This window comes from Agrococcus casei LMG 22410 (assembly GCF_900163565.1).
Classification (GTDB): Bacteria; Actinomycetota; Actinomycetes; order Actinomycetales; family Microbacteriaceae; genus Agrococcus; species Agrococcus casei.
The window spans coordinates 1-25489 of record NZ_FUHU01000021.1 but is presented as its reverse complement, the minus strand read 5'-3'; the positions used below and the strand labels follow the sequence as shown (position 1 = coordinate 25489).

The following is a 25489-nucleotide window of genomic DNA, read 5'->3' as shown; positions in this document are numbered from 1 at the left end:
CTGCGGCACGACGTGGGCTATGTCAGCTTGAGACTGCCCTTGAAGTAGCGGTGGGGGTGCAGGTATGTTCCCGAGAACTTCTCGCTGCGGCCGTTGAGTGCGTAGCGACCGCTGGGGATATTGGCGGAGTTGTTGCTACGGCGGAAGATCATGTTGTGCCCCCACTGTCCGGGGTTGATCTGGACCGATGCGATCTGTGATCCGCCGGTGTTTCGGAGCCCGAATCGGATATACCTGTTTGCCGAGGCGGCAGCGGTCGGGGCTCCGGCTCCCATCTTGTTGACGTTTGTCACGGCAATGGTTGATGTTCCCCCGGCGTGGTTACGGAAGGTGGGATACGAACGCACACCGCCACTGATTGGCAGGTCGCCCTCAATTGGATGAATCGTCATGCTGTCTCCTTTGCTCTGTTGCAATGTTGGTCTGGCCAACCCAGTCCCGCAGGGGACCGAATTCGCCTTGGAGCGCCGGGATTATCAGGCCATCTAGCCAGTCAAAGTCGCCCGGCACGTTGTAGGCGAGGTACACGTCCGTTTCGGGCCATGAGGCCGCGAGAAGTAGAAGCCGGTGGGCCTCGTCGTGCCTCCCTGCATCATGGGCTCGAATCGCCTCCTTCTCGACCGCGTCGATCCAGGCAAAGTATGCGGCGACCGTCCCGCAACCTGGGGCGTACTCGACACCGTCTTGAGCGTGTCCAGGGGCTCGTTCGGGGAACTCGAAGCCGGGGGCGAGTCGCAATGGGAAGTGGCGGACGGTCCTTTGGTATTCCTCGTCCATACCCGCGTAGTCGTAGAAGTCGTCGGCCATTTCACGTCCATTCGGTTGTGCGCAAGCAAAAGACCCCGTTCTGACAGAACGGGGTCTAGGTGTGTAGGTTCTTAGCCGATCCAGCCTTCGCAGATTGCTGCCTCGGCTTCGATCTGGTGATCTAGAACGCGCTGGCGGGCCTGGTCGCTCCATGCGCTGTTTCCGGGCAACTCATTGTCGGTAGCCTGGGCGGCCTGCTCGATTAGCTCGTGGGTAGTTTCTTCGTCGCCGATCTTCTCGGCCTCCCATGCTGCGGCAACGAGTCCGCAGCGCCATAGCGCGAAAGCGATCTCGGAGCCCGGCGCGTCAATGTCGGTGATGCTCGGGGCAGCCGGAGTAGGCATTTCGGTCGGGAACTGAAAGTTTGGGGCGAGGTTATAGGGGAAGTTCTCGACGGTCTCCCTGTATTCCTCGGCGGCATTCGACGTTGCCGGGGGTGTGGTTGTTTCGGCGGGCTCCCCGAACGCACTCGATTGCGCCGGTTCTGGTCCTGTCGTGCACCCGGTTACGGCGAGGGCGGCCGCGGCGAGGACCGCGAGCGCGGGCAGTCGATGGTGCTTCATCATGCTTCGATGTTCGCATCCGTCGAGCCGAAAGACCAGGCCCAGATCACCACTGTTCGGTAACAGTTCCGATCGCGGGCCGAGGCGGCCGGTTGCCCCTCGACCGGTTGCAGCGCACATGCGACGGTCGGCAGTTGTTGCGATCTAGCTCCAAGTGGGGGTGCGTCGAGCGTGGCTTCACGTGGTCGACGTCCAGCGCCTCCGGGTCATGGGCTGGGGCCAGGTAGTCGATCGGCTGCGCGCACACCCAGCACGGGGCCTGCTGAGCCGTCCACACGTCACGCAGCTCAGCACGCAACGCGCGATAGGCAGGCGAATCAAGAGCCATAGCGCAGCGCCTCCCGAGAACGGCAGAGAAGATGCTCGGAGGGGAGGCCACAACCCTCAACCCGCCGAGCAAGCGAAACGCCCCACACGAGCTAGACGTGAAGGGCGGATCGGGACAGCAAACACCATCCAATAAACAGATCATGTCACATACGACAGATACTTGCCAACATCACCCGGCGATTCCGCGCTTCGTGTCGCGGGCTTGCTCCCTGTGGCGCGGGTTCCCTCGACGGCGGGTCAGTGCAACCTTCGACACCTGGTCATGGTCCACGAGCGTCTTAGCAACCCCAGGCATCCGGTACACAACCAGGCCGCCCTTGGCCTCGATAAGTTCGATGTATCGCCACACACTGCGCTCCGACTTGCCAATCAGTTCTGCGCACTGCCTGACCGTCATGAGCTTCATAGCTTGCCTACTTTGAACGGCGCGCCATGCTTCGACCTAACCTCCGCCGCGTGATTCACTAGCTCGGGCCCGGCCTGGAACCATTCGCGGTACTCGGGAATCTTGAGTGATGCGAACTTCCGATGCATCTGCGCTTCCAGCACCCGGCCGCCGGGCTCGGCCGCGAGGACCTCGTCGAAGTAGATGTCGCGCGTGCGGTTGCGCAGGTTCTTGGTCGTTCCGATCTTCACCCGATCGGCCCATCGCAGGTAGTAGACAACGTTCCGCGTCGGGGCCGGAGACAGTGACAGCTTCGGTGCCTCTGGCGTCGACGGGTTCTCCATCTCTTCCAGCCGTGACAGCGTGAGTCGGACCTCAAGCAGGGCGCGGTAGTTCGCGGTCTGGAGGGACTCAGTCAGGCTCTCACGCAACTCGGCGATTTCTCGGTCGTAGTACCCCACCGTTACTTCATCTCCCCGTCGCTGAACTCGTGCTGCGGGGCTGGAGTCACGACCAACATCTGCGCGATCAGCGCATACTCCGGCACTCGTCGGCGCAGGTCAGCATCGCAGGCCAAATGCGCGACCCACTCATTGACCAGCAATGGATCGCCGCCGAGCGTGGGCAGGACCCGCACGCCCGAGGCAGCCTCGACGACATAGGTCTGGGTTCGATTGGTCATGCTGCTTCCCCTTCACTTTCTGCGGCCTGTTCGGCCTCTACTTGCTTGCGGTACTCGGTCAAGTCGACCTCGACCATGAACGGGTCCCATTCCCACTGGCAGTCCGGGTTGATGCACAGCACCGTGATCGCGTCGAGGTATTCCAGCGGGGCGCGCCGCTCCAAGGTCAGATGCCCGCAATTGCGGCACCTGGCGTAAGGGAGAGGGCGCGAGTACTCCTCGATCGGGAACATGTGCAACGCCCGCTGCACAGCCCGATAGAACCGGACCACCAGACGCGCCGTGTGCGCATTAGTGACGTCCGCGTGCGTGGCGAGGTCGACCGCGAGCGCGACGCGACCCCGCACATGCTCGATCGTGTCGCGGCTGCCGAAGCCGCCCGGTCGCGTGCCCCGGCGATCGACCTGCAGGAACTCCAACGGGTCACACCACAGCGCCAGCTCGTGCAGCTCCGACCAGGTGCGGTCGGCCTCCAGCCACGACGCCGGGATAATGACCTGGCTGCCCGGCTTCGTCGGCGACCGAGGCCCCTCCGGCACCGCTGCACGCTCGATCGACCGCATGTGCGTGACCAGGTCGACAGCGAGCCCCAGGGCGGCCTCGAACCGATCGAAGCACGACTCGCACAACACACCATGCGTTGCAGGCTGAGGCAAGCATCCGCGGCACTCGCCGACGCTGCGCCCGTCGCGTAGTTCGATCCCGAGGCAGCTCGACAGGTGTTCGCCGTGCACTCGGCACCCGCCGCGGCCCACCCACGTCGTGACGCAAGGCAACATGTCAATCCTCCTTGTGGCAAGCGCACGCGAGATCGCGAGCGCACTTGAACGGTGTCCAACAGCAGGCCCTCGTGCAGGCGGCCGTGTCCGGGCGATCGTGAGGGCGGGTCGGCGGGACAGCGCCGCGGTTCGTGAACATGCCTAGAAGGGCGTTTCGTCGCCGTAGGGGCCAGCGGCCCATGCGTCCTGCGGAGCCGGTGACGAACCCTGCTGGGCCTGCTGGGTCTGCTGGGGTCGCTGGTTGCCCCGAGCTCGAGTCACCTGAGCGGTAGCGAACCGAAGCGACGGTCCGATCTCTTCGACCTCCAGCTCGATCACAGTCCGCCGATCGCCCTCCTTCGTTTCGTAATCCCGCTGCTTGAGCCTGCCCTGGACGATCACCCGCATGCCCTTCTGCAGACTGTTCGCGACCTGCTCGGCGAAGTCCCGCCACACGGACGCGCGGATGAACAGGGCGTCGCCGTCCTTCCACTCGTTCGATTTCCGGTCGAACACCCTCGGGGTCGACGCGATCGTGAATTTCGAGACCGCCAAGCCCCCTTGCGTGTATCGCAGCTCCGGGTCGCTCGTCAGGTTGCCAACAATGGTCAAAGTCGTTTCGCCGCTCATGATTTGTCCTCTCGATAGCGGTGGGATGGTTGAAAAATTGCGACTCAGGTAAGAGCCGCTCGATGGGGGTGTTGTGCATGCGGGCGATGAAGTTCGCCAGCGCTATGTCCGACGGCAGCACCGTCATGGCGCGCCCGCCCGCTCAGGGGTTCGGCGCATCACCCGCCCGGGTTGCTGGCGCAGTAGCCCTCGAACGGGTCCTCGTCGTCGGCCGCGTAGTGCCCCGTCAGTGCATCCTCGTACCGGGCCTCGGACACCCAACGATCGTGACGACGCCTGCCAGTACCGCAAGGGCCACAGTTCTGAAACGTGCCATGCGGATGCTCGGGGCAGCCGATCGGCGGAGCATCTGCCAGCAGCGGCCGACGGGGCGGTTCCTGGGAACGCCCCCGCTCCTGCTGGCCCTCCCACGCCGCCCACTCGTCCGCCCGCACACGCGCCTGCTCGCCCATCTGCGCCCGCGCCCGCTCCCGCGCACTCGCACGCCCGCTCGCACCCGCGCCCCCCACAGCCATGGAAGTCCATGGAAGTCCCTGTGGCGGCTCCGGGCAGTCGGTTGTCGCACCGCGCCGATCCGCTTTCAGCGGCCGAGCCAGCTGAATGCACTCGATCCCCTCGACTCGGTAGATCGTCAGGAACCCGGCCTCGTCGAGCATCAGCAGGTGATCGGTCACCGAGTCGGTCATCGCCCGGCCCGGGTACAGGTCGGCCGCGATCAGCTCCGGGATCAGCCTCCGCCGCCCGAACACGTCCGTGTGCACCCACAGGCCCATCGCCGTCAGCTTCGCCTCGTCGGGCACCCTCATGAACTCCGGCGAGCGGAGGTCGGCTGCACTGATCGTTCGTTGTTTCGTTGACACCTTGGTCATTCCCTTTCGCAAAGCCATGGAAGATGCAGTCGACCGCGAACTGCAGGTCGTCGTGGTCGACGGCAAAGCACTCGGTCCAGCCGCGGCCCATGAACAGCAGCCCCTCGGACTCCCACGAGCGCTTGAACGCCTTGGGGAAGTGGTGAGCCATGACCCGCAGCGCTTCCCGTTCCCAGGTCGCGTCGGTATTTCGGGCGAGGATCAACACCTGTGCGCCCGAGCGGACCATGAGCTGCACCCGGTGGAACTTCCAGGCGCGGCCGATCTTCACGACGTGACGGTCGGGGCCGAGCGCGTCCGGCCAGGCCACGACATAGGTCATGGCGTACTTCGGCATCGGGCTCACCGTCGACCCCCGATACGCCGGTCGAAGTCGCGTCGCTCCCACTCGCGCCGATCCCGTTCGGCGGCAGCGTCGAGGCGGGCCTGCTCGTCCTGGTTGTGCACCTTCTTGCTGCAGGGCAGCGGGCGGCCGCAGCCGAGGCAGTAGAGGCGGTTCATAGTCATGCTGCGACCGCCTCGGGGCCACGGGGGTCGGGCGCGTAAACGTCGTTCATCATGCGCACGGCCTCGGCCCGGCTGATCTCGCGACGCCACGGTCCATCAGCCGCGAGCGCATACCAGCGGCCGGTCGCGACATGGAAGTACGGCACCCGAGAGGGGTCCTGCACCCAGCGGCGAACCTTCCACCCGTTGAGCAGCGCGAGGGTCTGCATGTTGCCCTCGAACCGAGCGTTGCAGTCGGCGCAGGCGGCGAGGCCGTCGGCGTAGCCGGGGCGCTCCTTCGAGCCCCCCATGCCGACCGCACGACGGTGCTGGAACGTGATCGCCCACATGGTGCCGCATGCCACGCAGCGCTCGCCGTCGCGCTCACGCACGCCGCGGCGCACCTTGTCTGTCGGATCAGCCATGGTCTGTTCCTCCTGTTTTCATGACGGCGGCTATGACCTCGACCTGCTCGGCGGTGATGCCGGACTCGGCAAGGTGAGTGAAGGCGTCGAGCATGCGGGCATCGGCCGCGGCGGCGATCCGGCCAAGTCGCTGCAAGACCTTCGGGTCCGGTGCCACGGCAATGATCCGGTTGATCGCCTGCTCCCGATCCGCGGCGTGCGTGACGCCCCGTGCCGCAAACGAGTTCAGGCCAGCGGCGAGCGAGGCGGTCGCGTTCGACATGCCCTCTGGCGTCAAGCCCTTAGCCACGGCGGTTCACCGCCTCGGCGAGGGCGAGGGTCGCGTGCACCTGCGCCTCGGCCGCGAGCGCGGTCTTCTGCTCCGACGTCTTGCCGCCCGCGCGGATCGTGGCGAGCAACGCCTCGGCACGCGCCTTGTGGTGGGGACGGGCCTGTCGCCCCATGTGGTCGGACTCGATGCGCAGCATCCGCTCAAAGGCACCCATGCGCTGCTCTGCCGTCCGCCCCATGTTGAGGTAGTCGGCGCGGGCCTCGATCCACGCGGGATTGTCGCGGTAATTGGTGAACTTCTCAGGCATTGCGTCGCCCTCCCTCGTACATCGCGGACTGCAGCCCGCGGTTCACGTTCATCAGCGAGTAGTGCTTGGCCTGGAGCGCCTTCTGGGTGTCCTCGGCGTGGTGGAAGATCACCTTGAGGTCGTCGGCTTTCTTGCGCTCGTCGAGGGCGGCGACGTCGCCCTGAGCCCGGGCGAACGTGGCACCGTGCTCGATGTAGCGGACCATGGTCACGTTGCGGACCCGAGTCCACTCGCGCTCGGCGGCGTACCGTTCATCGTTCAAGCGAGCGAGCAGCAGGCCGATATCGAGCAGCAGCACATGGCACTCGTGCATGAGCGGCTGGAACATGCCGGGGTCTCCGGCCTCCTGCTCGACGACGGCCTCGGCGCGTTTCGTGAGCAGCTCCCATTCAGCCTGCGTGGTTGGCTCGGTCGTGGTCGTTTCAGGCATCGCCGTACACCTCCCAGTCGCGGGCGGGTCGCTGCGGCTGGATCAGCGCGCGGGCGGTGCCCTCGGTGTTCACGACGAGGAACGCCTGATGCGAACCCTTTGCGCCCGCCCTCGGGACCACGAACCGGAGCGACCCTTGCCCGCTGCGCAGGTAACGGGTGTCGGCGAGGAACGCCGGGTCGAGGAACATCTGCGACACCGGCTCGGTGCTCTGGTCGGAGGGGTCGTCGGGGAACAACCGCTCGACCGGCGGGTAGGGGCCGCGAACCTGGGGCGCACCGTGGCTGATCAGCTCGGCGGCGTCCGTCAAGTCGGACAAGACGGTGAACTCGACCCAGCCGGTGTGCTTCGGCGTGACCGGCATGCCGACTTTGGTCGTGGCATTCGGATCGCGGTCCTCCCACGCAATGTCGACGACCTGGTCGGGGAACAGGCTGCGGGACCCGTGCCACGACTTCAACAGTCGCTGCACCTGGCGGCGGCTCATGACGAACTCGCCGTCCGGCGCTCCCGGCGCGACCGGCACAAACAGTTGATGGACCCTGTAACGGTCGGTCGCTATCGCCGTCACGCGGTCGTTCTTCACGGTGAGTTTCACCGCGCAGATGATCGGCGTCACGTCCTGGTCCGATGTGGCCGCGAGCGCGCCGCGGAACAGCCACTCGGCCTCGGCTCGGGCAAGACGGATCGTGCCGCTCATGATGTGCCCTCGGAGACAGCCGCCTCTGCCAGGCGGCGTGCGGCCTGGCGGGCGAGTTCTGCGACGGCGTCGAGGGTGGCCTGCTCGGCACGCCCAGCCTTGACCTCGTCGCGCAGCTCATGCCACATCGACTTGATCTGCTCGGGGTCGTCAATCTGCCCGGCCTCAGCGATCCAGTCTCGAGCAGGGGCGGGCGGCGCTTGCGGTTCGGGAGCAGCCTGCCGTGCGGCCTCGTCCGACCCGCCCGGCGCTACACCCGTGATCGCGCACAGAGCGATGCGGCGAGCGCGAGCGACCTGGTACCCGAACTCGTCGGCCGGGGTGGTCATCGGGTCGGGCAGCGGGAATCTCCCGGCGCGGATGCCGCCCTTCTCGTGCTGCAGTTCGTAGTTCAGCGAGAAGCCGTGTTCGTCATGCATCCCCGGGCGGGTGATGAACATGAGTCCGTGGCGGCCAAGGGCAGGTAGCACTGCGGCGCTGATATCAGGCAGCCCTGCGTACCGGTAGGTGCGCACGGTGCCGTCCTGCTCTTCGACAGCGGCCTCGTTCGCTTTCCCAATTTCGGGAAGTTCGGCCTGGAATGCAGCCATGGCCTCGACAAGGTTCTCGTGCTCGACCTTGCCCGACGGGGCGGTCTTAGTGGCTCGGGTGTTCATGATCAGCTCCTAGCGGTGATGGAGAGGCGCGGCTGCGACTCAGACGTCTTGGTGAACTTCTTGTAGGTGTCGGGTTCGGCCGCTTTGAACGCGGCCGAGTCGAACGATGTGCGGGTCGAGGGCTTGCCAGTCCACGAGAGGTTCGCGTCCGACCCCTCGAACTTCACCGGCTGACCGTGCTCGACGAGCAGGTCACGGACCTTCGCCTCTGCCTCCTTGTGCGCGGCGGCCGCGGCGTCGGCGGCTTCCTTCGCGCGCTGCCTTGCCGACAGGAGATCGTCGAGGGGCAGCAGCGCCTCGGGCAGCTCTTCGGTGTCGGCGGTGCGCCAGGCGTTGACCTGGTCGATTGCGACCTGAATGTCGTCGGCGACGTCGGCGCGCTCGATCGTGAACACCCGCGGCTCCATGTGCACGGGGACGAAGTTCTCGTGCGCCTCGAAGATGAAGCGGCAGCGGCGAGCGCCAGTGACGTGGAACTGCCACACGACCTGCCAGTAGTACGACTTCGGCACGTCCTCCCAGCTGGCCCAGTCTTTGACCGTGGTCTTGTATTCGCCGAACTCGTCGACGGTGTACTCGACCCCCTTCGCCATTGCCGAGACCGGTGCCGCCGTCGGCAGCCACGCAGTGTCGATCCGCGAGAGCGCGTCGGGCGTTGCCAGGTCGAGGGCGTGCGCAGGGCAGTCGGTGCGGCCGATCAGCGCTGCCGACGGAGACAGGCCGAACCGGTCGCGACCGTAAGCGGCGATCACGGCTTCGCGCTCGTTGCCGTGGCGCGTGAACTTGTTGCCGCCGAAACTGCCCTTGCCGGTCAGCTTCTCCTTGCGCAGCGAGGCCCAAGTGCCTGCACCGCCGGTCATGATGCGGGCCGCATCGGTCGCGCTGACGCGGCCGACACCCGCTCGTGCAGCCAGCCACTCCTTGCGGTCGGTGCCGTCGTCGATCAATTCAAAGGTGCTCATTTGGTCCCTCCCCGGGTGCCGTCGATATCCATAAGGTGTGCCTCCCACATGCCCGTCGCGAGCAGAGCAGCCACGAAGGCGAAGATGAAGATCGCGATCCAGCCGCGATCGGTGATGCGAAGTTTCATCGGGCACCTGCAACCTGCGTGTGGGGGATCGTTTCGTCGAGCCCCGCGACTTTCACGCTCTTTCGGTTCCAGCGTTCGACCGGGTGCCAGCGACCGCTCAACACCCAAAGGACCTCGCCGCACTCGCCATAGCGGGCCTTCAAGTCGGCCGCGTCATGGGCGGCGACCTTCGCCTCTCGGCGCGCTGGCGCTTCGGTGAGCCAGCGAGCGCGGGCCAGCTTGTGACGCCAGTAGCGGACTGCATCGGTGAGGCGACGGTAGGTGTTCAGGTCGGCGTCCGTGATGCCGCGCTGCGCCAGCGGCAAGTTGAGGGTGCCGTGGTCGAGCTTGGTGCCCGGGAACTTTCTTCGATTCCAGTTCTCAAGCTCGGTCTCGGCCGCCGCCAGGCGACGCTCGTAGTCGGCGACCATCATTGGTCGTCCTCCTCGGTTGGGGCCTGCCATCCGAGGCGGAGCGCCCGGTCGTAGTTGCGATTCATTCGCTCGATCAACTCGCTCTGTTCGTCGATGCGGCCAATGAGTTCGACCGAGTGGTCACGCGCGGCGATGAAGTACCGATGCCAGGTGGCCGACTCCTTGTGCCGACGGTCGGCAAGACGGTTCGCGGCATCCAACTTGACCTGCAGCTCCTGCAGCTTCGCCGCGTCGGCGGCTTCACGCTCGGCTGCACGAGCACGGTTACGACTGAACATCGGTCGCTCCTTCCGCTGCAGCGGCCCACACGGTGGAAGCGGGCAGGCCGGGGAAGCCAGAGACTTCTCCGGTGTTGACGACCCGGCCGTCGTTCTTCAGCTCGGCGCGGCGCTTGCGGACGGAGTCGCGCTGCGTCGCGGGCCAGCCATGCCGCAACCTGTTTCGGTCGTACTGCCAGGTCAGTTCGTGGTCCGTCATTGGGCCGACGGTGCGGAGCAGCCAGAGGATCGCGCTCTTCTGCAGTTCTCGGCGCTCACGGGGAGGCACGGCATCGTGGCTCGTGTGCGGATCAGTCGCTCGAGCGAGGTTCTGTGTGTTCATGTTCAAACTCCTTAGTTGTGGTTGCGGAGTGCGGCGCTATGCGGCCGCGGGCTGTGAGTAGTAGGTCTCGTTAAGCACTTGCTCGACGACTTCGCCGAAGAGGTCGAAGCACTCCTCGCGGGTCGTCATGCCGCTTCCTTGTGCCAGAAGGTCGTCACCGGCACGTCGAGGAATGTGGCAATCGCTTCAAGCTCGTCCGTGTCGAACGGGGTGTCGGTGAACCGGCTGTAGACGGTGTTGCGCGCATGCCCGAGCACCGGCACGAGGTCAGCCTTGGTCTTTCCCTTGCGAGCGAGTTCGGCGGCGACGTTTGCAGCGACGGAACCGGGGCGGAGGCGAGCCGGTCGTGGTTCGTGTCTATTCGGGTACATGACGTTCATCTTGTACCCGAATAGACACATATGCAAGTTCTTGCTTCGGCGTGTCCCTAAACAGGTACACTGTCCCTATGGCACGTACACCTGCACCGCCGCTCGGACGCTTCTCGCGTCAGATCATCGGCCACACCCTCGACCGGCTTTCAGAAGCCGGGCGCGATGCCAGCGGCCGCTGGCTCGCCTCCCAGATCGACATGTCGCACACCTACGTCGCCAAGCGGCTGCGCTTTGAGCTGCCCTTCACGACTACCGACGTCGAACGAATTGCGGCCGCATTCGACATGAGCGCGGCCGCCTACGTCGACGCGGCCGTCGGCGAGGCGACGCCGCCCATGGCCAATGTCACACGTCTTGAGGATCATGCAGCTGTGACTATCCACACGGAAGGAGTCAGAAGTGCCGACAAGCTCGCCGCAAAGAAGGGCCGACGCAAGGCCGACGAACCACACGCTGAGTGACCTCCTGGCTTCGGCGCTGGAGATCGGCGTGACGGTGCACATCTCCCACCTGGTGGACTGCCTCGGCCTTTACGACTCCCGCACCCGAGAGATACACATCGACTTCGGCCTAACCCCCATCGAACAGCGCTGCATCACAGCGCACGAACTCGGCCACGCCTTGTACGGCCACGACTGCTCAACGCCCCGAGCCGAGCGCGAGGCAGACATTTACGCGGCCGACGTGCTGATCGATGCCTCGGAGCTTGAGAACCTAGACCAGCTCGGCCTCCACGATCACGACATAGCAATCGAACTGGACGTGACCACAGACGTCCTCACCACCTACCGCGAGCACCACATGCAGCGCCTCGGCAGCATCGTCTACCCTCGACGAGGCCGCGGGAAGTTCAGCAACGCACTAGCCCGAGCCCTGCACGAGGCCCGGCTATGAGCGTCCGTCCGATCACCAGTGCCCGACCAGCACGCCGGGGCCTCGGGCTGATCCGCGTATCGAAGGATCGCGACGGCCTCACATCGCCCGACGTGCAACGGCACGCGATCGAACAGTGCGCCGCCGACCGGGGCATCGAGATCGTCGACTGGGTAGAGGGCATCGACGAATCGGGATCGAGCCGCAACAGTGCATGGTGGCCGCGGCTCGACCAGTCCATCGGCCGCATGGAGCAAGGCGACGTCGACACCATCCTCGTGTGGAAGTTCAGCCGCATCGGCCGCGCCCGCCTCAAGTGGGCGATCGCCCTCGACCGAGTCGATACCCTCGGCGGACAGATCGTTGCCGCAACCGAACCGATCGAATCAGCCACCGCGTCCGGCCGCTTCGCACGCGGCATGCTCGGTGAGATGAACGCATACCAAGCCGAGCTGATCGGAGAGACCTGGCGAGAGGCCCACGCCCGCCGCATCCGCGCAGGACTCCCGCCGACCGGCGGCCCCCGCTTCGGCTACACCCGGGCCGACGACGGCACCTACACGCCGGACCCAGACACCGGCCCCGTCCTCGCCAGCCTTTACCGGCTCTACCTCGGCGGCATGGGAACCGCGCAGCTCACCCGTTGGCTGAACGACCGTGGCATCCTCGGCGACCGCGAGCGCTGGACCTTCCAAGGCGTCGGCCGCATGCTTGACGCCGGGTTTGGTGCTGGGCTACTCGGACGCACCGAAGTGCGGGCAGGCAAGCGACGCATCCCGCCACCATGGGAACGCTCCTATGAGCCCGGCATTCACGAGCCCGTGATCGACCACGACACCTGGCGGGCATACGTTGCCCGTCGCAAAGCCAGCAGCGGCCGACGCACCCGAGCACGCAGCCCGTACCTGCTGACCGGTCTACTGCGGTGCGGTGACTGCGGTGGTCGCATGCACGGCAAGTTCACTGACGGCCGCGCCACCTACACCTGCTCGACCGCATCCACAACCACCGGGGTCCGCAAGGTCTCAGTCGTCGCATGGCGCGTCGACCAGTACGTCGAGCAATGGCTGTTCAGTTACTCCGCCGACGCCGACGCCCAGATCGCTGCCCGAGCCCGAGGCACCGCGCGCAGACGCGACAGCGAGTTCATCACCCGCCGCGCACACGCCCGCCTCGCGAAGGCCGACGAGCGGCTCTCGTCGCTGACGATCAAGCTCGTCGACGGGACGATCAGCGACGACGCCTACAAGATCGCCGCCGAAGCGATCCGGGCCGACCGAGCGTCGGCCGAGGAAGTACTGCAACAGGCGGCACCGAACCCCGTCGAGGAACAGGCCGTGACACCGCCTCGCGACCTCGCAGCCCTGTGGCCAGACATCAGCACCGAGCACCGCGCGCTCCTGCTGCGGCCGCTGGTCGACCACGTAGTTGTCGACCCCGCCAGATACCGAGGCGACGTCGCCGACAGGTTTCGAGTCGTGCCCTCGTGGGAGGTTGGCAGTTAATTCACCGCTTTATCAAAGGAGGAATCAGCCATGCGTGCAGTCTAGCCGGGTCACCAGATCGGGCGGTCAAGTCCCTGAGTGAACTCACGCATCGCGATGCGGGGTCGCATGGCGCGCAACAGCTGCCACCGCCCATCCGTCATCTTTCGCGCACGGTACACGGCCTCGTGCTGCTCCGACACATTGAGGCCCGTTCCGACGCGGTAGGCGACTCCGCGGAACGGCATGGGCGCGAGCTCGATGCCCTGTTTCGCCAGAATCTCTTTGGGTTTGTGGTGGGATCCGAACATATTCTCGGCCCAGTTTGGGTCGAACTCAGTCATGCCAGGTTGCCAACCAGCGAGATCGCTGCGAATCACCAGAGTTGAGCCGTTGGCGGTGTGCATAGCCTGTTCGATGGCGTAGACGATGCGGCCGGTGTCGAAGGATGAAGCCAGACTCGGCCCGCCAGCCGGGAGCCTCGGGATTGTCAGCAACGAGCTGCGAGATCCGCGGCGAGACGAGGTCATCCCAGTCAGCGACCATGATGTGGCCACCTGGTGCAGCTGCCAGAACGCCGGCGGCGACACGTGCGCCCTTGTCGCGACGGATCTCGATCCAGCGCCGCTTCCCCTGGCCTTCTGACAGCTCTGAGTACGGCAACTCGACCTCAACCAGAGTGACACCGGGCCACGATGCTGACTCGGGCGGACGGTCTCCTCGGGTCATGACCAGCACCACATGCGGAGTGGGCCCGTGCTGGCGCAGCGCTCGAGCCACCGTGACATCGAGCAGTCGCATCGCTGAATCCCACTGTGAGACCCCACGGCTGTCGCGCACGGGAATGATCATGGTCAGGCTGCCGTCCATGCCTCAAAGGTAGTACGCGTAGCCGAATAGCACTGCGAGGGACAGCCTCTCGCGATTCCGTTCGAATCAGCTCGGGTGAGCTCGTCAGCGTTCGGTGGGGGTGTAGTCCAGCCCGTACGCGTCAACGTACGACGAGATGTCGCCAGCGGCGAGTGCTTCTCCGAGCTCACGGAGTCGGCTTTCGTTCGGAATGTTGACCGACTGGCCGCCGTGACTGCCGAAGCCGGCGAGCGGCAGCATGAGCGAGGTGACCTGCTCTGGATCGACCTGCATGAGAGGCGTGACGAGGTCGGTCACCGCATCCTTTTCGATTCCGTTCATCTGGCAGCGTCCGGCAAGGTTCTTCACGAGCTTGTTCATGACGCGAGGAGTCTTCTCCTGCACGAACTGCATGCCCTTGATGATGCCCGTGAGCAATGCGCGGTGACGCTCGGCCCTGTCGAGGTCACCCTGCGGCAGACCGTAGCGCTGACGGGCGTAGATGAGTGCGTCGGTGTTCTCAAGCAGCAGCTCGCCCTCTGGGAAGTCTAGGAAGCGGCCGGTCGAAGACACGGTGACCGATGAGGCGTGCTTGTTGAGCACACGGATGCCCTCCAAGAACCTGGTGATCGCGATGAACCCAGCGAAGTTCGTGTGCAGCGTCACATCGATGGGGATGCCGCCCAGAGCCTTGGAAACCGACGAGACGAGCAGGTCGCGGCCGCCGATCGGATACGCCGAGTTGATCTTCGCTTTGCTGTTGCCGACGGGCAGGAGCGTGTCGCGAGCGATGGACACAAACGTGACGCGCTCGCGATCCGCAGAAATCTGCGCGAACACGATGGCGTCGGTGTTGCCGCCGTAATCCGAGTCTTCGCGAGAGTCGGTGCCGTAGAGCAGTGCGTTGACAATGCCCTCCGGGAGAGGATCCTCGGGCCCTGTCGGTGACGGCGAGGGGCTTGGAGTCGGCGACGGCGTAGGGCTCGGTGTCGGAGCGCTGGGGCTAGGCGCCGGTGCTGGCTCGTCGCGTGTGCACGCCGTGAGCGTCAGCGCTCCCATTCCAAGAAGCATGAGGTACGCGCGACGTGTCAGGCCCATGGCCCCCATAGTAGGACGGTCTTGCTTGGAGCATGGCATCTCGGTTGATCTCAGCCGCCAGCTGGTGGGCGCGAGCGACGTCGTTTGGCCTGATTGCTTCGAAGATGAGCGCCTCGCCCTGAGGAGTGATGATTGTGAGGTACACCGACGGCAGCAGCAGGACTCGCGCAGGGCCGTTCGCAACGTAGGCGGCGGATCCTGCCCCCAGGTGCCACTTGGCTGGACGCCATGAGTGCACAATGGAGCGCGAGAGTACGCCGTCGCGGTACCGGTACTCGTAGATCTGTCGCACTTTGGCCATGTCTCGATCGTCGAGCAGACCGCTGACACGAGCCTGCAATACGATTGCGCCATGAAGCTGCATGAGAACCCTGTGCTCGAGAACGACTTCGTCAGACTCGAGCCGCTTGCAGAAGCCCACCACGACGGCCTATGTGAAGCCGTGAAGGACGGCGAGCTGTGGAACGCGTGGTTCACCTTCGCGCCCAAGCCCGATGCAGTTCGCGCAGAGATTGAGCGCAGGCTCGCCCTGCAGCGGGCTGGGTCGATGTCTCCGTGGACGGTGGTCGACCCATCCGACGACCGGATCGTGGGCATGACGACGTTCATGAACATCGACGCACCGAATCGGCACGTCGAGATCGGCTCGACGTGGCTCGCAGCGGGGGTGCAGGGGACGCTGATCAACCCAGCGATGAAGCTGCTGATGCTGGCTCGTGCGTTCGATGAACTGGACTGCATCGCGGTCGAGTTCAGGACGCACTGGCACAACCGCCGCTCGCGTGCAGCGATCGAGAAGCTCGGCGCGAAGCTCGACGGCGTGCTGCGCAGCAACCAGCTGATGGCCGGCGGGCAGCTGCGTGACACCGTGGTCTACTCGATCATCGCCGCTGAGTGGCCGACCGTGCAGCTCGGCCTCGAGCATCGGCTCGGCATCGGCGGCTGAGCACCAAAGCTCGCGCCGGTCGGCACGGCACCGGCCAGCTCAGTGGGCAGTGTCATAGCGTTGCCGCATGGCAGCCGGGCACAGTCATGACGAGCCGAGTGCGGAACCGCTCCGCGCAGGACGCATTCGCAGGATCCTGTTGTTCATAACGGTGCCGCTCGCGGTGCTCACAGCGATCGGCATCGGCCTGCTCTGGCCCCAGGAAGCGCCGATCAACTCGCGGGCCTATTACACGACCGGGGCGACGATGGCGACCGTTGAGGTCGTGTCCGTCGACGGAGCCGGATGCGGCGTGGAAGTCCCAGCAGACCCCACGCCAGGCTCAGGGCAGCAGATGTGCGTCGAAGTCACCGAGGGCATTGATGTCGGTCAAACAGTGCCGATGGTGGTGCCCGCGCAGTTCCTTGAAGCAGTCGAAGACGGCACCGCGTTGCAGGCGGTTCGCCACGAGCAGCAGGACTCTGGGGATGTGCGGTTCGTGTTCGTCGACATCGAACGTACGACGCCAATGTTCTGGCTCCTGGGCATCTACGGGCTGCTTGTGCTTGCAGTTGCTCGCTGGCGCGGCCTCGGCGCGATCCTCGGCCTGTCAGCGTCAGTCGGCACGCTGATCGTGTGGGTGATCCCTGCACTCATGTCTGGGCAGCCGCCGATGCTGGTCACCCTCGTGGGAGTCAGCGCCATGCTGTTCTTCTCGGTGTACCTGGCGCACGGCATCTCTATCCGAACGACCACCGCCCTGCTAGGCACGTTCGGCGGTGTTGCGCTCGCCATCGTGATTGCGATGTGGCAGGTTCGGTCGACGGGATTGAGCACTTCTGGTGACGAAGCCGAGGCAACGATTCTCACCATGCTGCCGGACGTCAGCCTGCAGTCGCTGCTCGTGTGCGGCATCGTGATCGCCGGTCTCGGGGCGCTGAATGACGTCACGATCACGCAGGCGTCTGCGGTCTGGGAACTGCACGCCACCGATCCTTCGATGACCAGAACGCAGCTGTTTCGCAGGGCGATGCGGATCGGCGCTGACCACATCGCCTCGACCGTCTACACACTTGCGTTTGCCTACGCCGGCACTGCGCTCGCGACCCTCGTGGTGCTGATGACGCTCGACAGGGGGCCGCTGGAGACGCTGATGTCGAGCGAGCTTGCATCGGAGATCGTGCGAACCGTCGTCGCTTCCATCGGGCTCATTGTTGCGATACCGGTCACAACGCTGCTCGCGACTGTGTTGGTCATGCCGCGCAAATCGGATGACGTAGACGAACAGCCTCGAGGCGCGAGACTTCCGTCTGCCTTTGACGACGACTTCTGATCGAGGAGTCCGCCCCCGTTGGTCGAGGAACCGCTGTGCCGCATCTCGAGACCGTGAGCGGTTCTGATTTCGAGACGGCACTGCGCGCCTCCTCAATCAGCGGATCTGCTCGGACCGTTGGCGGGCGAACGCTGTGCGTCCGCTGTGCCGCCAACGCCCACGGAGGGGTTCGAATCCCCCTGTAACCAGAAAAGGATCTGCCGCCCCGCAGTAGCGGAGCGGCAGATCCATTGGTGGCGAGTGAGGGATTCGAACCCCCGAATGCTGAGCAGTCTGATTTACAGTCAGATCCCTTTGGCCGCTTGGGTAACTCGCCATTTGCTGAAAGACAGCAGAAGCCAGAATACACGCTCAACGGCATGGTCGGGAAACCGGCGATAGCGTTGAGCCATGCATGACCTTCTCGAACTCGCTCGAACGACCGCTGTCGAAGCATCTGATCTGGCCAGAACCCGCCGCGCAGAAGGTGTCGAGATTGCAGACCGCAAGTCGTCGATCACCGATGTCGTGACTGCCGCCGACCGCGAGGTTGAACAGCTTGTGCTCGAGCGCATCCGTGCTACCCGGCCCGATGACGGGATCCTCGGCGAGGAGGGAACATCTATTGAGGGCACCAGCGGCGTCACCTGGGTGGTCGACCCGATCGACGGAACCGTCAACTACCTCTACGGGGTGGGGGAGTACGCGGTGTCGATCGCCGCGGTCGAAGGCCCGACGTCGCTCAGCGAGCTGCGTCCTTCGAACTGGACGGGCCTGGCAGGCGTCATCGCCGCCCCGGTCAGCGGCCGCGTATTCGAGGCAGCGAGAGGCGCTGGAGCCACTGTCAACGGTTCAGGGTTGGCTCCAAGCGCGCCGGCTTCGCTGGAGGAGGCGCTCGTCGCGACTGGTTTCGGCTATGACGACCAGCGTCGCCGTAAGCAGGGCGAGGTCGTGGCGAAGCTGTTGCCGAGAGTTCGCGACGTGCGGCGGATGGGCGCGGCCGCCATCGACATCGCCTCGTGCGCTGCGGGTCAGGTCGACGCTTACTACGAGCGCGGTGTGCGCCCATGGGATGTCGCGGCAGGTCTGCTCATTGCCGAAGAAGCTGGCTGCACGACGTTCGTCAGCACCGACGCCACAGACTTATTCGTAGCGATGGCGCCACCGAGCATCGCGGAGGACTTCCTGGCGATGCTGCGCGAGCTCAGGGCTGACGAATCATAGCCCAAGTCTTGCGCGCTTGTTACCGAACTGTTACTTTAGACACTTCGGTCAGCGTGCCGTTGGCAATTCATGCCGACAGCTGATTGGATGGTTCTCGTTGTTCTGATGGAAGGCCTGGTGCTGTGCACGACGCAAATCTTGATCCCGAAGGGGTATCAGAGGCGTCGCATCCGACCCGCCGTTCATTGAGAGCACAGCGCGAAGCGGCTGAGGCAGCGCCCGCTGTCGAAGCACCGCAGAAGCTCACTCGCCGACAGGTTCGAGAGATCGAGCGCAAGCAGCGGCTTGAGAACGCATTCGGCACCAAGCCGGTTTCTGTGGTCGAAGCTCCTGTTGAGGCAACTCCCGCAGCTCCCGCTGCAGCCAACATCGCGGCTGAGCAGGCTCCTTCGGTCTCGATCCGCAACCACGTCTCGTACCAGCAGCGCGCGACCAACAGCATTCCCGCATCCGGCCTCCAGGCTCCCGTCGGAGCTCCGAAGCAGGTCTCGGCAGTCCGCGGCAACATCGCTCGCGTGCTCTCGGCCGAATCGCTCTTCGATGTCGACTTCAGCAAGGTGGCGAAGCCGCTCACAGAGCCGAACGGCGCAGAATCTGCGGAGACTGGCTTCAACGAGACTGGCCCGCAGCCGCGCATCGAAGGCGCAGCGCCCAAGCCGAAGCTCCACTCCGACCCTGAGGTTCTGCGCAAGGCTCGCGCGCACACGCTTCGCGGCCGACGCCCCGTCGTCGAGCCCGAGCCGACTCCCGACCACTCGCGCCGTCGCGGCCGCCGCTCCGGCGCAGTGCTGCGCAAGGTCGCAGCCGGCGGCATCCTGCTGGTCGCAAGCGCATTCGTCGTGGCGACCACAGTGCCTGTCACGCAGGCCACGCAGAACCAGGGCGGCACCGGCCCCCTCGCCGTTGCCGACTCGCAGAGCCTCACGGTCTCAGCCAGCGCAGTGCAGGCCGGACTCGTGCAGGACGGCGCACTGGGCATCAACGACGCCCTCGCATCGGCGCGCATGAGCGAAGCCGACATCGCCCAGGTGCAGGCCATCGCTGACACCGACGCTGTCGCAGGCACCTACTGGACTTCGGTCAGTGGCTACGAGCAGGCGCTCGAGCTTATGAACACCAGCTACGTGCAGTCGCCGTTCCCGCACATGGAGAACGTGCCGATCACGAGCCCGTTCGAGGCTCGCTGGGGCACCTTCCACGAGGGCCTCGACTTCGGTCCCGGTGCCGGCACCGAGATCCGGCCCGTCGCAAACGGCATCGTCTCGCACGTCATGCAGGGCGTCGGCGCTGGCGGCTACATGGTGACCGTCGACCACATCATCGACGGCAAGCGCGTCCAGACCGGCTACGCACACATGCAGGCTGGCTCGATCGACGTTCGCGAGGGCCAGGTCGTCACGATCGACACCGTGCTCGGCAACGTCGGCTCGACCGGCTTCTCGACCGGACCCCACCTGCACCTCGAGGTCCGCACGGCCGAAGTCGTGCTCATCGACCCGTACCGCTGGCTGCACGACCGCTCAGAGGTCTCGCAGGCCAACTGGACGTCGATCGACGTCCAGTAAGCCCCCCGGCTCACTCTGTGGCTGTCAGCCACACCGTCTGATCGGCCGTGATGGTCGACTCGACGTGCCCCGATGCCAACTGAATCGTCAGCCCTGCAGGAACCTCGATCGGTTCAGCACCGAAGTTCGTGATCACCGTCGTCTGACCGTTTCGGAACGCGACTGCAGAGGGCCCGAAGTCGACCCACTCGATGGCTCCTGAGCCGAGCCCGAGCACACTGCGCAGGCGAATGGCTTCGCGGTAGAGCTCGAGCATCGAACCGTCGTCGCCGATCTGGCGATCACGAGCGAATTCTGCCCACTCAGCAGGCTGCGGCAGCCACGAGCGACCTGAGTTGTTGAAGCCGTAGGCAGGCGCGTCAGCCTCCCACGGAATCGGAACACGGCATCCGTCGCGCCCGTACTGCTCTCCCTGCGTTCTCGCGAACGTCGGATCCTCACGTGCGTCGTCGGGAATGTCTCGAACCTCGGTCAGCCCGAGCTCTTCGCCTTGGTAGATGTATGCCCCACCGGGCAGCGCGAGCATCAGCATCGTCGCGGCACGTGCACGGATGCGCGAGCGCTTCGGATCTGCATGCTCTGGGGAGTCGGGGCCAAGGCCGCGTCCGTGGGGCGGCTTCGGCTCGAGCGAGAGACGCGTGCGGTGGCGAATCGTGTCGTGGTTCGACAGCACCCACGTGGCTGGCGCACCGACATTGCCGAATGCCTGCAGCGACTCTTCGATCGCAGCGCGCAGGCCCCGCGCATCCCACTCCTGCTCGAGGTAGCCGAAGTTGAACGCCTGGTGCATCTCATCGGGTCGCACGTACTTGGCGATGTTCTCGATCGGGTGCACCCACGCCTCAGCGCACAGCACGCGGTCGCCCTCGTACGAGTCGAAGATCCGGCGCCAGCGTCGGTAGATCTCGTGGGTTTCGTCGTGTCCGAAGTAGGGCGGATCCATTTCGCCGACGTGCAGATCGTGTGTCTCCATATCGGGTAGCCCCTCGGGCTTGATGCAGCCGTGGGCGACGTCGACTCTGAAGCCGTCGACGCCGCGGTCGAGCCAGAATCGCAGCACGTCTTCGAACATGTCGCCGACGGCAGGGTTTCGCCAGTTGAAGTCGGGTTGCGACGTGTCGAAGATGTGCAGGTACCACTGGCCGTCGTCGACGCGCGTCCATGCCGGGCCGCCGAAGATGCTCGGCCAGTTGTTCGGCGGCTCGGAGCCGTCGGCGCCCTTGCCGTCGCGGAACATGTAGCGGTCGCGCTCGGGGCTGCCGGGAGCCGCTGCGAGCGCAGCCTGGAACCACTCGTGCTGGTCTGAGGAGTGGTTCGGCACGGTGTCGATGATCACGCGCAGGCCGAGGGCATGCGCCTTCTCGAGCATCGCGTCGAAGTCGGCCAGTGTGCCGAACAGCGGGTCGACGTCGGTGTAGTCGGAGACGTCGTAGCCGGCGTCGTTCTGCGGCGACTTGTAGAAGGGGCTCAGCCACACCGCATCGACGCCGAGCGCCGCGATGTGATCGAGCCGATCGGTGATGCCGCGCAGGTCTCCGACACCCGAACCGGTCGAGTCCGCGAAGCTGCGAGGGTAGATCTGATAGATGACTGCGTCGCGCCACCAGGGCTGCTGACCGGACTCGACTGCGATGGTGTTCGTCACGGTTTCAGCCTATTGGTGTTGTGCGTAGGATGTGAGGCATGTCGCAACAGGTTGCAAGCGCAGAGAAGCGCAGGGGCGGATTCTCGTCCCGCAAGATATTCGTCTTCGCCGCGATCGGCTCGGCGGTCGGTCTCGGCAACATCTGGCGGTTCCCGTACGTCGCGTACGAGAACGGCGGCGGATCGTTCATGATCCCGTACCTCACGGCGCTGCTCGTGGCGGGCATCCCGTTCCTGTTCTTTGACTACGCGATCGGCCACATCACGCGCGGCTCGTCGCCGCTGGCAATGCGCCGGCTCGGCAAGCGCAACGAGTTCATCGGCTGGTGGCACGTCATCATCTGCTTCGTGATCGCCGTCTACTACGCGGCGATCCTCGCGTGGGCGGCACAGTTCACGATCTTCTCCTTCACGAAGAAGTGGGGAGACGATCCCGAAGCCTTCATGTTCGGCGAGTTCCTCAAGACCGCCGATGCGAACGCAGGCGTCACGTTCGAGTTCGTGCCGGCAGTGCTGATCCCCATGGTGCTCGTGTGGCTCGCCGTGATCGTCGTCATGACGCTCGGCGTGCAGAAAGGCATCGGAGCAACCGCTGTCATCTTCATCCCGCTGCTGGTCGTGGCCTTCGTGTGGCTCGTCATCCAGTCGCTCTTCCTGCCGGGTGCCGTCGACGGCATCAACGCGCTGTTCACGCCAGAGTGGAGCAAGCTGGCTGATCCAACGGTCTGGACGGCCGCGGTCGGGCAGATATTCTTCTCGCTCTCGGTCGGCTTCGCGATCATGATCACCTACGCCTCGTACGTGAAGCGCAAGACCGACATGACCGGCTCGGGCCTCGTCGTCGGCTTCGCCAACTCGGGCTTCGAGCTGCTCGCCGGAATCGGCGTGTTCGCAGCCCTCGGATTCCTCGCGACGGCACAGAACGTGGCTGTCGGCGACGTCGCCACCAGCGGCCTGGTGCTCGCCTTCGTGGCCTTCCCGACCATCCTCAACGAGGCGCCCATGGGCGAGCTGCTCGGCGTGCTGTTCTTCGGGTCGCTGTTCATCGCCGGAGTCACGTCGCTCATCTCGATCGTCGAGGTCGTCATCTCGGCCTTCCGCGACAAGTTCGAGCTCGGACGCGTGCAGGCCACGCTGCTGGTGACGATCCCGATCGCTCTCGTCAGCATCATCCTGCTGTCGACGACGAGCGGCCTCAACGTGCTCGACATCGCCGACAGGTTCATCAACCAGTACGGCATCGTGCTGGCGGCAGTCGTGAGCATCATCGCCCTCGGCTGGTTCGGCCGCAAGCTGCCGATGTTCGCGAAGCACCTCTCGCAGTACGGCTCGTTCAAGCTCGGCAGGGTGTGGGTGGCGATCGTCGCATTCGTGCTGCCCATCGCTCTCATCGCGCTGCTGCTGCAGAGCTTCCTGATCGAGATCTCAGCGCCGTACGCGGGCTACCCGCAATGGCTCATCAACATCTTCGGCTGGGGCGTCGCCGCCGGGGCGATCGTGCTGGGCTTCCTGCTCAGCCTCATGCCCTGGAACAAGGCGGTCTCGCTCGAGCTGCCCGAGCCCGCACACACAGCAGCGAACCGCACGCTGCGCGAGACGAAGCAGGAGCAGTCATGAACATCGAAGCAATCGTCATGCTCGCGGCCTCCGCGGTCGTGATCTGGGGCGGCCTGATCGCCGCGATCATCAACCTCTCGCGCTCGCCAGAAGAGCATGAGTCCGAGTAGTGGCTGACCGCGTCGTCGTCGCCGGAGCCAGCGGCTTCATTGGCAAGGCGGTGCAGCGTGCCTGGCGCGCCCGCGGCGACGAGGTCGTCACCATCGGGCGCAGCGGGGCGGATGTGCGGTGGGGCGACGCAGACGGCATCCGTCGCGCAGTCAGCGGCAGTGCGATGCTTGTCAACCTCGCGGGCCGCTCGGTCAACTGCCGCTACAACGACCGCAATCGCGCCGAGATCCTGAACTCGCGCATCCGCACGACCAGTGCGCTGCGCACGGCCGTCGCTCGCGCATCCGACCCGCCTCCCGTGTGGCTGAACGCCTCGACTGCCACGACCTACTCGCACACCACCGAGCAGGCCCACACCGAGGCTGACCCGGCAGGGCAGAAGGGCTTCAGCGAAGACGTCGCGAGGGCCTGGGAGGCCGCACTCATGCACGGCGACCTGCCCGGCACCAGGCGGATTCCGCTGCGCATGACGATCGTGCTCGGATCTGAGGGCGACGCCACGAATCTGCTGTTCACACTGGCGAGGCTCGGCATCGGCGGCACGCAGTTCGACGGCCCCTGGCTGCCGCATTCGCGGTATCGCAGCCTCGGAAGCCGCAAGGGCACGGCGGATGCGGTGGCACCGAGCGGCGCGCGTCCCACGGGCGGCCAGCAGCGATTCAGCTGGATGCACGTCGACGACATCGTGCGGGCGATGGAGCACATCCGCGCCCATGACGAGATCGACGGGCCGGTGAACCTCGCAACCGATGACGCGCATCCGAATGCCGACTTCATGCGGGTGCTTCGCGAGACCGTCGGAGCCCCCGTCGGGATGCCGGCGTTCCGGTGGATGCTCGAGCCCGCGATGTGGGCGCTGCGCACCGAATCAGAGCTCGTGCTCAAGAGCCGCTGGGTGCGCTCGCAGGTGCTTGCCGACACGGGATTCGAGTTCGCGCATCCGACGCTTTCGGGGGCGCTGCAGTCGATCTGGCAAGAGGTTCGGCAGGGCTGATCTCGCGGCGTCGGCTCGTGTTGCAACTCAGGTGCATTCTGGTGTTACAATAATCCGGTTGCCTTCTTGGCATACGCCCCGGTAGCTCAGTGGTAGAGCACTTCCATGGTAAGGAAGGGGTCGCGAGTTCGATCCTCGCTTGGGGCACTGCGGCGGGGTAGCTCAGTTGGTGAGAGCGCACGACTCATAATCGTGAGGTCGCGGGTTCAAGCCCCGCTCCCGCTACCAAATTGATAAGGCTGAAACCCACGACCTTACGATCAAGGATGGAACTCGGGTCCTCCTTGGTCTTGGTTGGGTGCTGCCAGGGGTTGGATGGGCTCTGCAGTCGCTCCGGTGTCGGGGTGGGGCGGCTGGGTTCGATCCCCTTTGCCACGTCGACGAGCGTCTCGAAAGGACGGGCGAGGTCGCTACGGATTTCGTCGTCGTTGTCTATGTAGATCTTGCGGAACAGTGCCTGATTGCACAGGCGTTTGCCGACGTCGTCGCTGAGGCTGTATAGGGCATGGCAGTTCTCGAGAAAGTCGACGGTGTCCGCGAGATATTCCTTGGTGTCTTGGTACTCGGAGTGCCGTTCCGTGATCAGCTGGCGAACCACTTCGAGTTCATCGCGGATGCGGTCCTGCTGGCGGATGAACTGGTTCATGTCGATGGCGTCGGCGAAGTGCAGTTCGAGCAGCTTGTCTTGCTCGCGGGTGAGACGGTCACGGGTTGAATCGCCCCGGGTTTAGTGGAGGGCGAGTTCTCCCACTGCCGACTGGCGCTGGGAGTTGATCTCACGGTAGTACTCGTTCTCTTTCTCGGTGGGTGTGAGGTATCCGATCGAGGAGTGCAGCCGGTTCTCGTTGAACCAGTGCACCCAGGACAAGGTGGCCAGTTCCAGGTCGTCGGCGCTGCGGAACGGGCCGTCGATCTTCACGCACTCGGTCTTGTAGAGGCCGACGACGCTCTCGGCGAGGGCATTGATGCTCCTATAGTTGTCAACTCATGATCTCGCCGGTTTTCGGGTCGGTCTTG

General features: G+C 65.2%; 39 protein-coding genes and 3 tRNA genes. 13 read left to right on the top strand and 29 right to left on the bottom strand.

The window, feature by feature from the left end:
- Positions 1–17: 17 nt before the first annotated feature.
- The 23 genes from CZ674_RS04470 to CZ674_RS04370 form a co-directional block, all read right to left on the bottom strand.
- Positions 18–392 (bottom strand): hypothetical protein, encoded by a 375-nt coding sequence (locus CZ674_RS04470; RefSeq protein ID WP_143244633.1) that lies wholly within the window; start codon positions 390–392, stop codon positions 18–20.
- A complete protein-coding gene (locus tag CZ674_RS04465; protein ID WP_086991340.1) occupies positions 373–807 on the bottom strand; it encodes a hypothetical protein in 435 nt (144 codons plus the stop codon). Before CZ674_RS04465 ends, CZ674_RS04470 begins: the two co-directional genes overlap by 20 nt.
- Positions 808–878: 71 nt before the next feature.
- Positions 879–1373, bottom strand: a complete 495-nt coding sequence (locus CZ674_RS14245) for a hypothetical protein (protein WP_086991339.1) — start codon at positions 1371–1373, stop codon at positions 879–881.
- Positions 1374–1416: 43 nt separating this feature from the next.
- Complete coding sequence (locus CZ674_RS14600) at positions 1417–1698, bottom strand: HNH endonuclease (protein ID WP_086991338.1); 282 nt, start codon at positions 1696–1698, stop codon at positions 1417–1419.
- Positions 1699–1869: 171 nt separating this feature from the next.
- A complete protein-coding gene (locus tag CZ674_RS04450; RefSeq protein WP_086991337.1) occupies positions 1870–2106 on the bottom strand; it encodes a hypothetical protein in 237 nt (78 codons plus the stop codon).
- On the bottom strand, positions 2103–2546 hold the full coding sequence (locus CZ674_RS04445; protein WP_086991336.1) for a GIY-YIG nuclease family protein: 444 nt from the start codon (positions 2544–2546) through the stop codon (positions 2103–2105). The genes CZ674_RS04450 and CZ674_RS04445 overlap by 4 nt, the downstream gene beginning before the upstream one ends.
- A 2-nt stretch (positions 2547–2548) precedes the next feature.
- Complete coding sequence (locus CZ674_RS04440; protein ID WP_086991335.1) at positions 2549–2767, bottom strand: hypothetical protein; 219 nt, start codon at positions 2765–2767, stop codon at positions 2549–2551.
- Positions 2764–3501, bottom strand: coding sequence for a hypothetical protein (locus CZ674_RS04435; protein ID WP_159456893.1), 738 nt, complete (start codon positions 3499–3501; stop codon positions 2764–2766). Before CZ674_RS04435 ends, CZ674_RS04440 begins: the two co-directional genes overlap by 4 nt.
- Before the next feature lie 186 nt (positions 3502–3687).
- Entirely contained in the window at positions 3688–4155 is a 468-nt protein-coding gene (locus CZ674_RS04430) for a single-stranded DNA-binding protein (protein ID WP_086991333.1), read from the bottom strand.
- A gap of 158 nt (positions 4156–4313) precedes the next feature.
- Positions 4314–5015 carry a hypothetical protein gene (locus CZ674_RS04425; RefSeq protein WP_200810041.1) on the bottom strand — a complete coding sequence of 234 codons (702 nt, stop codon included), beginning with the start codon at positions 5013–5015 and terminating at the stop codon, positions 4314–4316.
- A gap of 351 nt (positions 5016–5366) precedes the next feature.
- Positions 5367–5531 (bottom strand): hypothetical protein, encoded by a 165-nt coding sequence (locus CZ674_RS14120; RefSeq protein ID WP_159456892.1) that lies wholly within the window; start codon positions 5529–5531, stop codon positions 5367–5369.
- On the bottom strand, positions 5528–5935 hold the full coding sequence (locus CZ674_RS04420) for a hypothetical protein (RefSeq protein WP_086991332.1): 408 nt from the start codon (positions 5933–5935) through the stop codon (positions 5528–5530). Before CZ674_RS04420 ends, CZ674_RS14120 begins: the two co-directional genes overlap by 4 nt.
- Positions 5928–6197 carry a hypothetical protein gene (locus CZ674_RS04415; RefSeq protein WP_086991331.1) on the bottom strand — a complete coding sequence of 90 codons (270 nt, stop codon included), beginning with the start codon at positions 6195–6197 and terminating at the stop codon, positions 5928–5930. Before CZ674_RS04415 ends, CZ674_RS04420 begins: the two co-directional genes overlap by 8 nt.
- Before the next feature lie 19 nt (positions 6198–6216).
- On the bottom strand, positions 6217–6513 hold the full coding sequence (locus CZ674_RS04410) for a hypothetical protein (RefSeq protein ID WP_086991330.1): 297 nt from the start codon (positions 6511–6513) through the stop codon (positions 6217–6219).
- On the bottom strand, positions 6506–6943 hold the full coding sequence (locus CZ674_RS04405; protein WP_086991329.1) for a hypothetical protein: 438 nt from the start codon (positions 6941–6943) through the stop codon (positions 6506–6508). The genes CZ674_RS04410 and CZ674_RS04405 overlap by 8 nt, the downstream gene beginning before the upstream one ends.
- Positions 6936–7643, bottom strand: coding sequence for a hypothetical protein (locus CZ674_RS04400; protein ID WP_086991328.1), 708 nt, complete (start codon positions 7641–7643; stop codon positions 6936–6938). The genes CZ674_RS04405 and CZ674_RS04400 overlap by 8 nt, the downstream gene beginning before the upstream one ends.
- Positions 7640–8299, bottom strand: a complete 660-nt coding sequence (locus CZ674_RS04395; protein ID WP_086991327.1) for an ERF family protein — start codon at positions 8297–8299, stop codon at positions 7640–7642. The genes CZ674_RS04400 and CZ674_RS04395 overlap by 4 nt, the downstream gene beginning before the upstream one ends.
- A gap of 2 nt (positions 8300–8301) precedes the next feature.
- A complete protein-coding gene (locus CZ674_RS04390; RefSeq protein ID WP_086991326.1) occupies positions 8302–9261 on the bottom strand; it encodes a YqaJ viral recombinase family protein in 960 nt (319 codons plus the stop codon).
- A complete protein-coding gene (locus CZ674_RS14510) occupies positions 9258–9389 on the bottom strand; it encodes a hypothetical protein (protein WP_268802385.1) in 132 nt (43 codons plus the stop codon). The genes CZ674_RS04390 and CZ674_RS14510 overlap by 4 nt, the downstream gene beginning before the upstream one ends.
- Positions 9386–9802 (bottom strand): hypothetical protein, encoded by a 417-nt coding sequence (locus tag CZ674_RS04385; RefSeq protein ID WP_086991325.1) that lies wholly within the window; start codon positions 9800–9802, stop codon positions 9386–9388. Before CZ674_RS04385 ends, CZ674_RS14510 begins: the two co-directional genes overlap by 4 nt.
- Entirely contained in the window at positions 9799–10080 is a 282-nt protein-coding gene (locus tag CZ674_RS04380) for a hypothetical protein (protein ID WP_086991324.1), read from the bottom strand. The genes CZ674_RS04385 and CZ674_RS04380 overlap by 4 nt, the downstream gene beginning before the upstream one ends.
- Positions 10067–10402 (bottom strand): hypothetical protein, encoded by a 336-nt coding sequence (locus tag CZ674_RS04375; protein WP_086991323.1) that lies wholly within the window; start codon positions 10400–10402, stop codon positions 10067–10069. Before CZ674_RS04375 ends, CZ674_RS04380 begins: the two co-directional genes overlap by 14 nt.
- 125 nt (positions 10403–10527) lie before the next feature.
- Entirely contained in the window at positions 10528–10803 is a 276-nt protein-coding gene (locus CZ674_RS04370) for a helix-turn-helix domain-containing protein (protein ID WP_143244632.1), read from the bottom strand.
- A gap of 47 nt (positions 10804–10850) precedes the next feature.
- On the opposite strand from CZ674_RS04370, the gene CZ674_RS04365 reads away from it, so the two are divergent.
- Genes CZ674_RS04365 through CZ674_RS04355 form a run of 3 tightly spaced genes read left to right on the top strand, consistent with a single transcriptional unit; the run spans position 10851 to position 13154 of the window.
- Positions 10851–11237, top strand: coding sequence for a helix-turn-helix domain-containing protein (locus CZ674_RS04365; protein ID WP_086991321.1), 387 nt, complete (start codon positions 10851–10853; stop codon positions 11235–11237).
- 28 nt (positions 11238–11265) lie between these two features.
- Positions 11266–11670 (top strand): ImmA/IrrE family metallo-endopeptidase, encoded by a 405-nt coding sequence (locus CZ674_RS04360; RefSeq protein WP_159456891.1) that lies wholly within the window; start codon positions 11266–11268, stop codon positions 11668–11670.
- Entirely contained in the window at positions 11667–13154 is a 1488-nt protein-coding gene (locus tag CZ674_RS04355; RefSeq protein WP_086991319.1) for a recombinase family protein, read from the top strand. Before CZ674_RS04360 ends, CZ674_RS04355 begins: the two co-directional genes overlap by 4 nt.
- Before the next feature lie 50 nt (positions 13155–13204).
- Here the strand turns inward: CZ674_RS04355 and CZ674_RS04350 are convergent, their stop codons facing one another.
- The 3 genes from CZ674_RS04350 to CZ674_RS04340 all read right to left on the bottom strand — a co-directional run bounded on the left by CZ674_RS04350 (position 13205) and on the right by CZ674_RS04340 (position 15080).
- Positions 13205–13477 carry a hypothetical protein gene (locus CZ674_RS04350; RefSeq protein ID WP_086991318.1) on the bottom strand — a complete coding sequence of 91 codons (273 nt, stop codon included), beginning with the start codon at positions 13475–13477 and terminating at the stop codon, positions 13205–13207.
- The gene (locus tag CZ674_RS04345) at positions 13470–14003 is read right to left on the bottom strand and encodes a hypothetical protein (protein ID WP_086991317.1); all 534 of its coding nucleotides are present in this window, start codon (positions 14001–14003) and stop codon (positions 13470–13472) included. The genes CZ674_RS04350 and CZ674_RS04345 overlap by 8 nt, the downstream gene beginning before the upstream one ends.
- Positions 14004–14087: 84 nt before the next feature.
- Positions 14088–15080, bottom strand: a complete 993-nt coding sequence (locus tag CZ674_RS04340) for an LCP family protein (RefSeq protein ID WP_143244631.1) — start codon at positions 15078–15080, stop codon at positions 14088–14090.
- A 352-nt stretch (positions 15081–15432) separates the two neighbouring features.
- Between CZ674_RS04340 and CZ674_RS04335 the strand changes: the two genes are divergently transcribed.
- Positions 15433–16026: a GNAT family N-acetyltransferase gene (locus CZ674_RS04335; RefSeq protein ID WP_086991315.1), complete on the top strand. Its 594-nt coding sequence runs from the start codon at positions 15433–15435 to the stop codon at positions 16024–16026.
- Between the two features lie 67 nt (positions 16027–16093).
- Positions 16094–17338, top strand: coding sequence for a YibE/F family protein (locus tag CZ674_RS04330; protein WP_086991314.1), 1245 nt, complete (start codon positions 16094–16096; stop codon positions 17336–17338).
- A 231-nt stretch (positions 17339–17569) separates the two neighbouring features.
- On the opposite strand, the gene CZ674_RS04325 is transcribed toward CZ674_RS04330, so the two are convergent.
- Positions 17570–17654: transfer RNA gene (locus CZ674_RS04325), tRNA-Tyr, on the bottom strand.
- Between the two features lie 74 nt (positions 17655–17728).
- Here CZ674_RS04325 and CZ674_RS04320 point away from each other — a divergent pair.
- Positions 17729–18541 (top strand): inositol monophosphatase family protein, encoded by an 813-nt coding sequence (locus tag CZ674_RS04320; protein WP_086991313.1) that lies wholly within the window; start codon positions 17729–17731, stop codon positions 18539–18541.
- A gap of 122 nt (positions 18542–18663) precedes the next feature.
- Positions 18664–20106: a M23 family metallopeptidase gene (locus CZ674_RS04315; RefSeq protein WP_086991312.1), complete on the top strand. Its 1443-nt coding sequence runs from the start codon at positions 18664–18666 to the stop codon at positions 20104–20106.
- A 10-nt stretch (positions 20107–20116) separates the two neighbouring features.
- Here the strand turns inward: CZ674_RS04315 and CZ674_RS04310 are convergent, their stop codons facing one another.
- Positions 20117–21751, bottom strand: a complete 1635-nt coding sequence (locus tag CZ674_RS04310; protein WP_086991311.1) for a glycoside hydrolase family 13 protein — start codon at positions 21749–21751, stop codon at positions 20117–20119.
- A 38-nt stretch (positions 21752–21789) separates the two neighbouring features.
- Here CZ674_RS04310 and CZ674_RS04305 point away from each other — a divergent pair, with 38 nt between their 5' ends.
- The 6 genes from CZ674_RS04305 (at position 21790) to CZ674_RS04280 (ending at position 25187) form a co-directional block, all read left to right on the top strand.
- Positions 21790–23367 (top strand): sodium-dependent transporter, encoded by a 1578-nt coding sequence (locus CZ674_RS04305; RefSeq protein WP_086991310.1) that lies wholly within the window; start codon positions 21790–21792, stop codon positions 23365–23367.
- Positions 23364–23477, top strand: coding sequence for a methionine/alanine import family NSS transporter small subunit (locus tag CZ674_RS13955; protein ID WP_143244630.1), 114 nt, complete (start codon positions 23364–23366; stop codon positions 23475–23477). Before CZ674_RS04305 ends, CZ674_RS13955 begins: the two co-directional genes overlap by 4 nt.
- Positions 23477–24472 (top strand): epimerase, encoded by a 996-nt coding sequence (locus CZ674_RS04300; RefSeq protein ID WP_086991309.1) that lies wholly within the window; start codon positions 23477–23479, stop codon positions 24470–24472. Before CZ674_RS13955 ends, CZ674_RS04300 begins: the two co-directional genes overlap by 1 nt.
- Before the next feature lie 75 nt (positions 24473–24547).
- A tRNA-Thr gene (locus CZ674_RS04295) sits at positions 24548–24619 on the top strand.
- 4 nt (positions 24620–24623) lie between these two features.
- Positions 24624–24700, top strand: a tRNA-Met gene (locus CZ674_RS04290).
- A 277-nt stretch (positions 24701–24977) separates the two neighbouring features.
- Positions 24978–25187, top strand: coding sequence for a hypothetical protein (locus CZ674_RS04280; RefSeq protein WP_086991307.1), 210 nt, complete (start codon positions 24978–24980; stop codon positions 25185–25187).
- 12 nt (positions 25188–25199) lie between these two features.
- Here CZ674_RS04280 and CZ674_RS04275 read toward each other — a convergent pair whose 3' ends face one another.
- Positions 25200–25439, bottom strand: a complete 240-nt coding sequence (locus tag CZ674_RS04275; RefSeq protein WP_086991306.1) for an integrase core domain-containing protein — start codon at positions 25437–25439, stop codon at positions 25200–25202.
- Positions 25440–25489 lie beyond the last annotated feature (50 nt).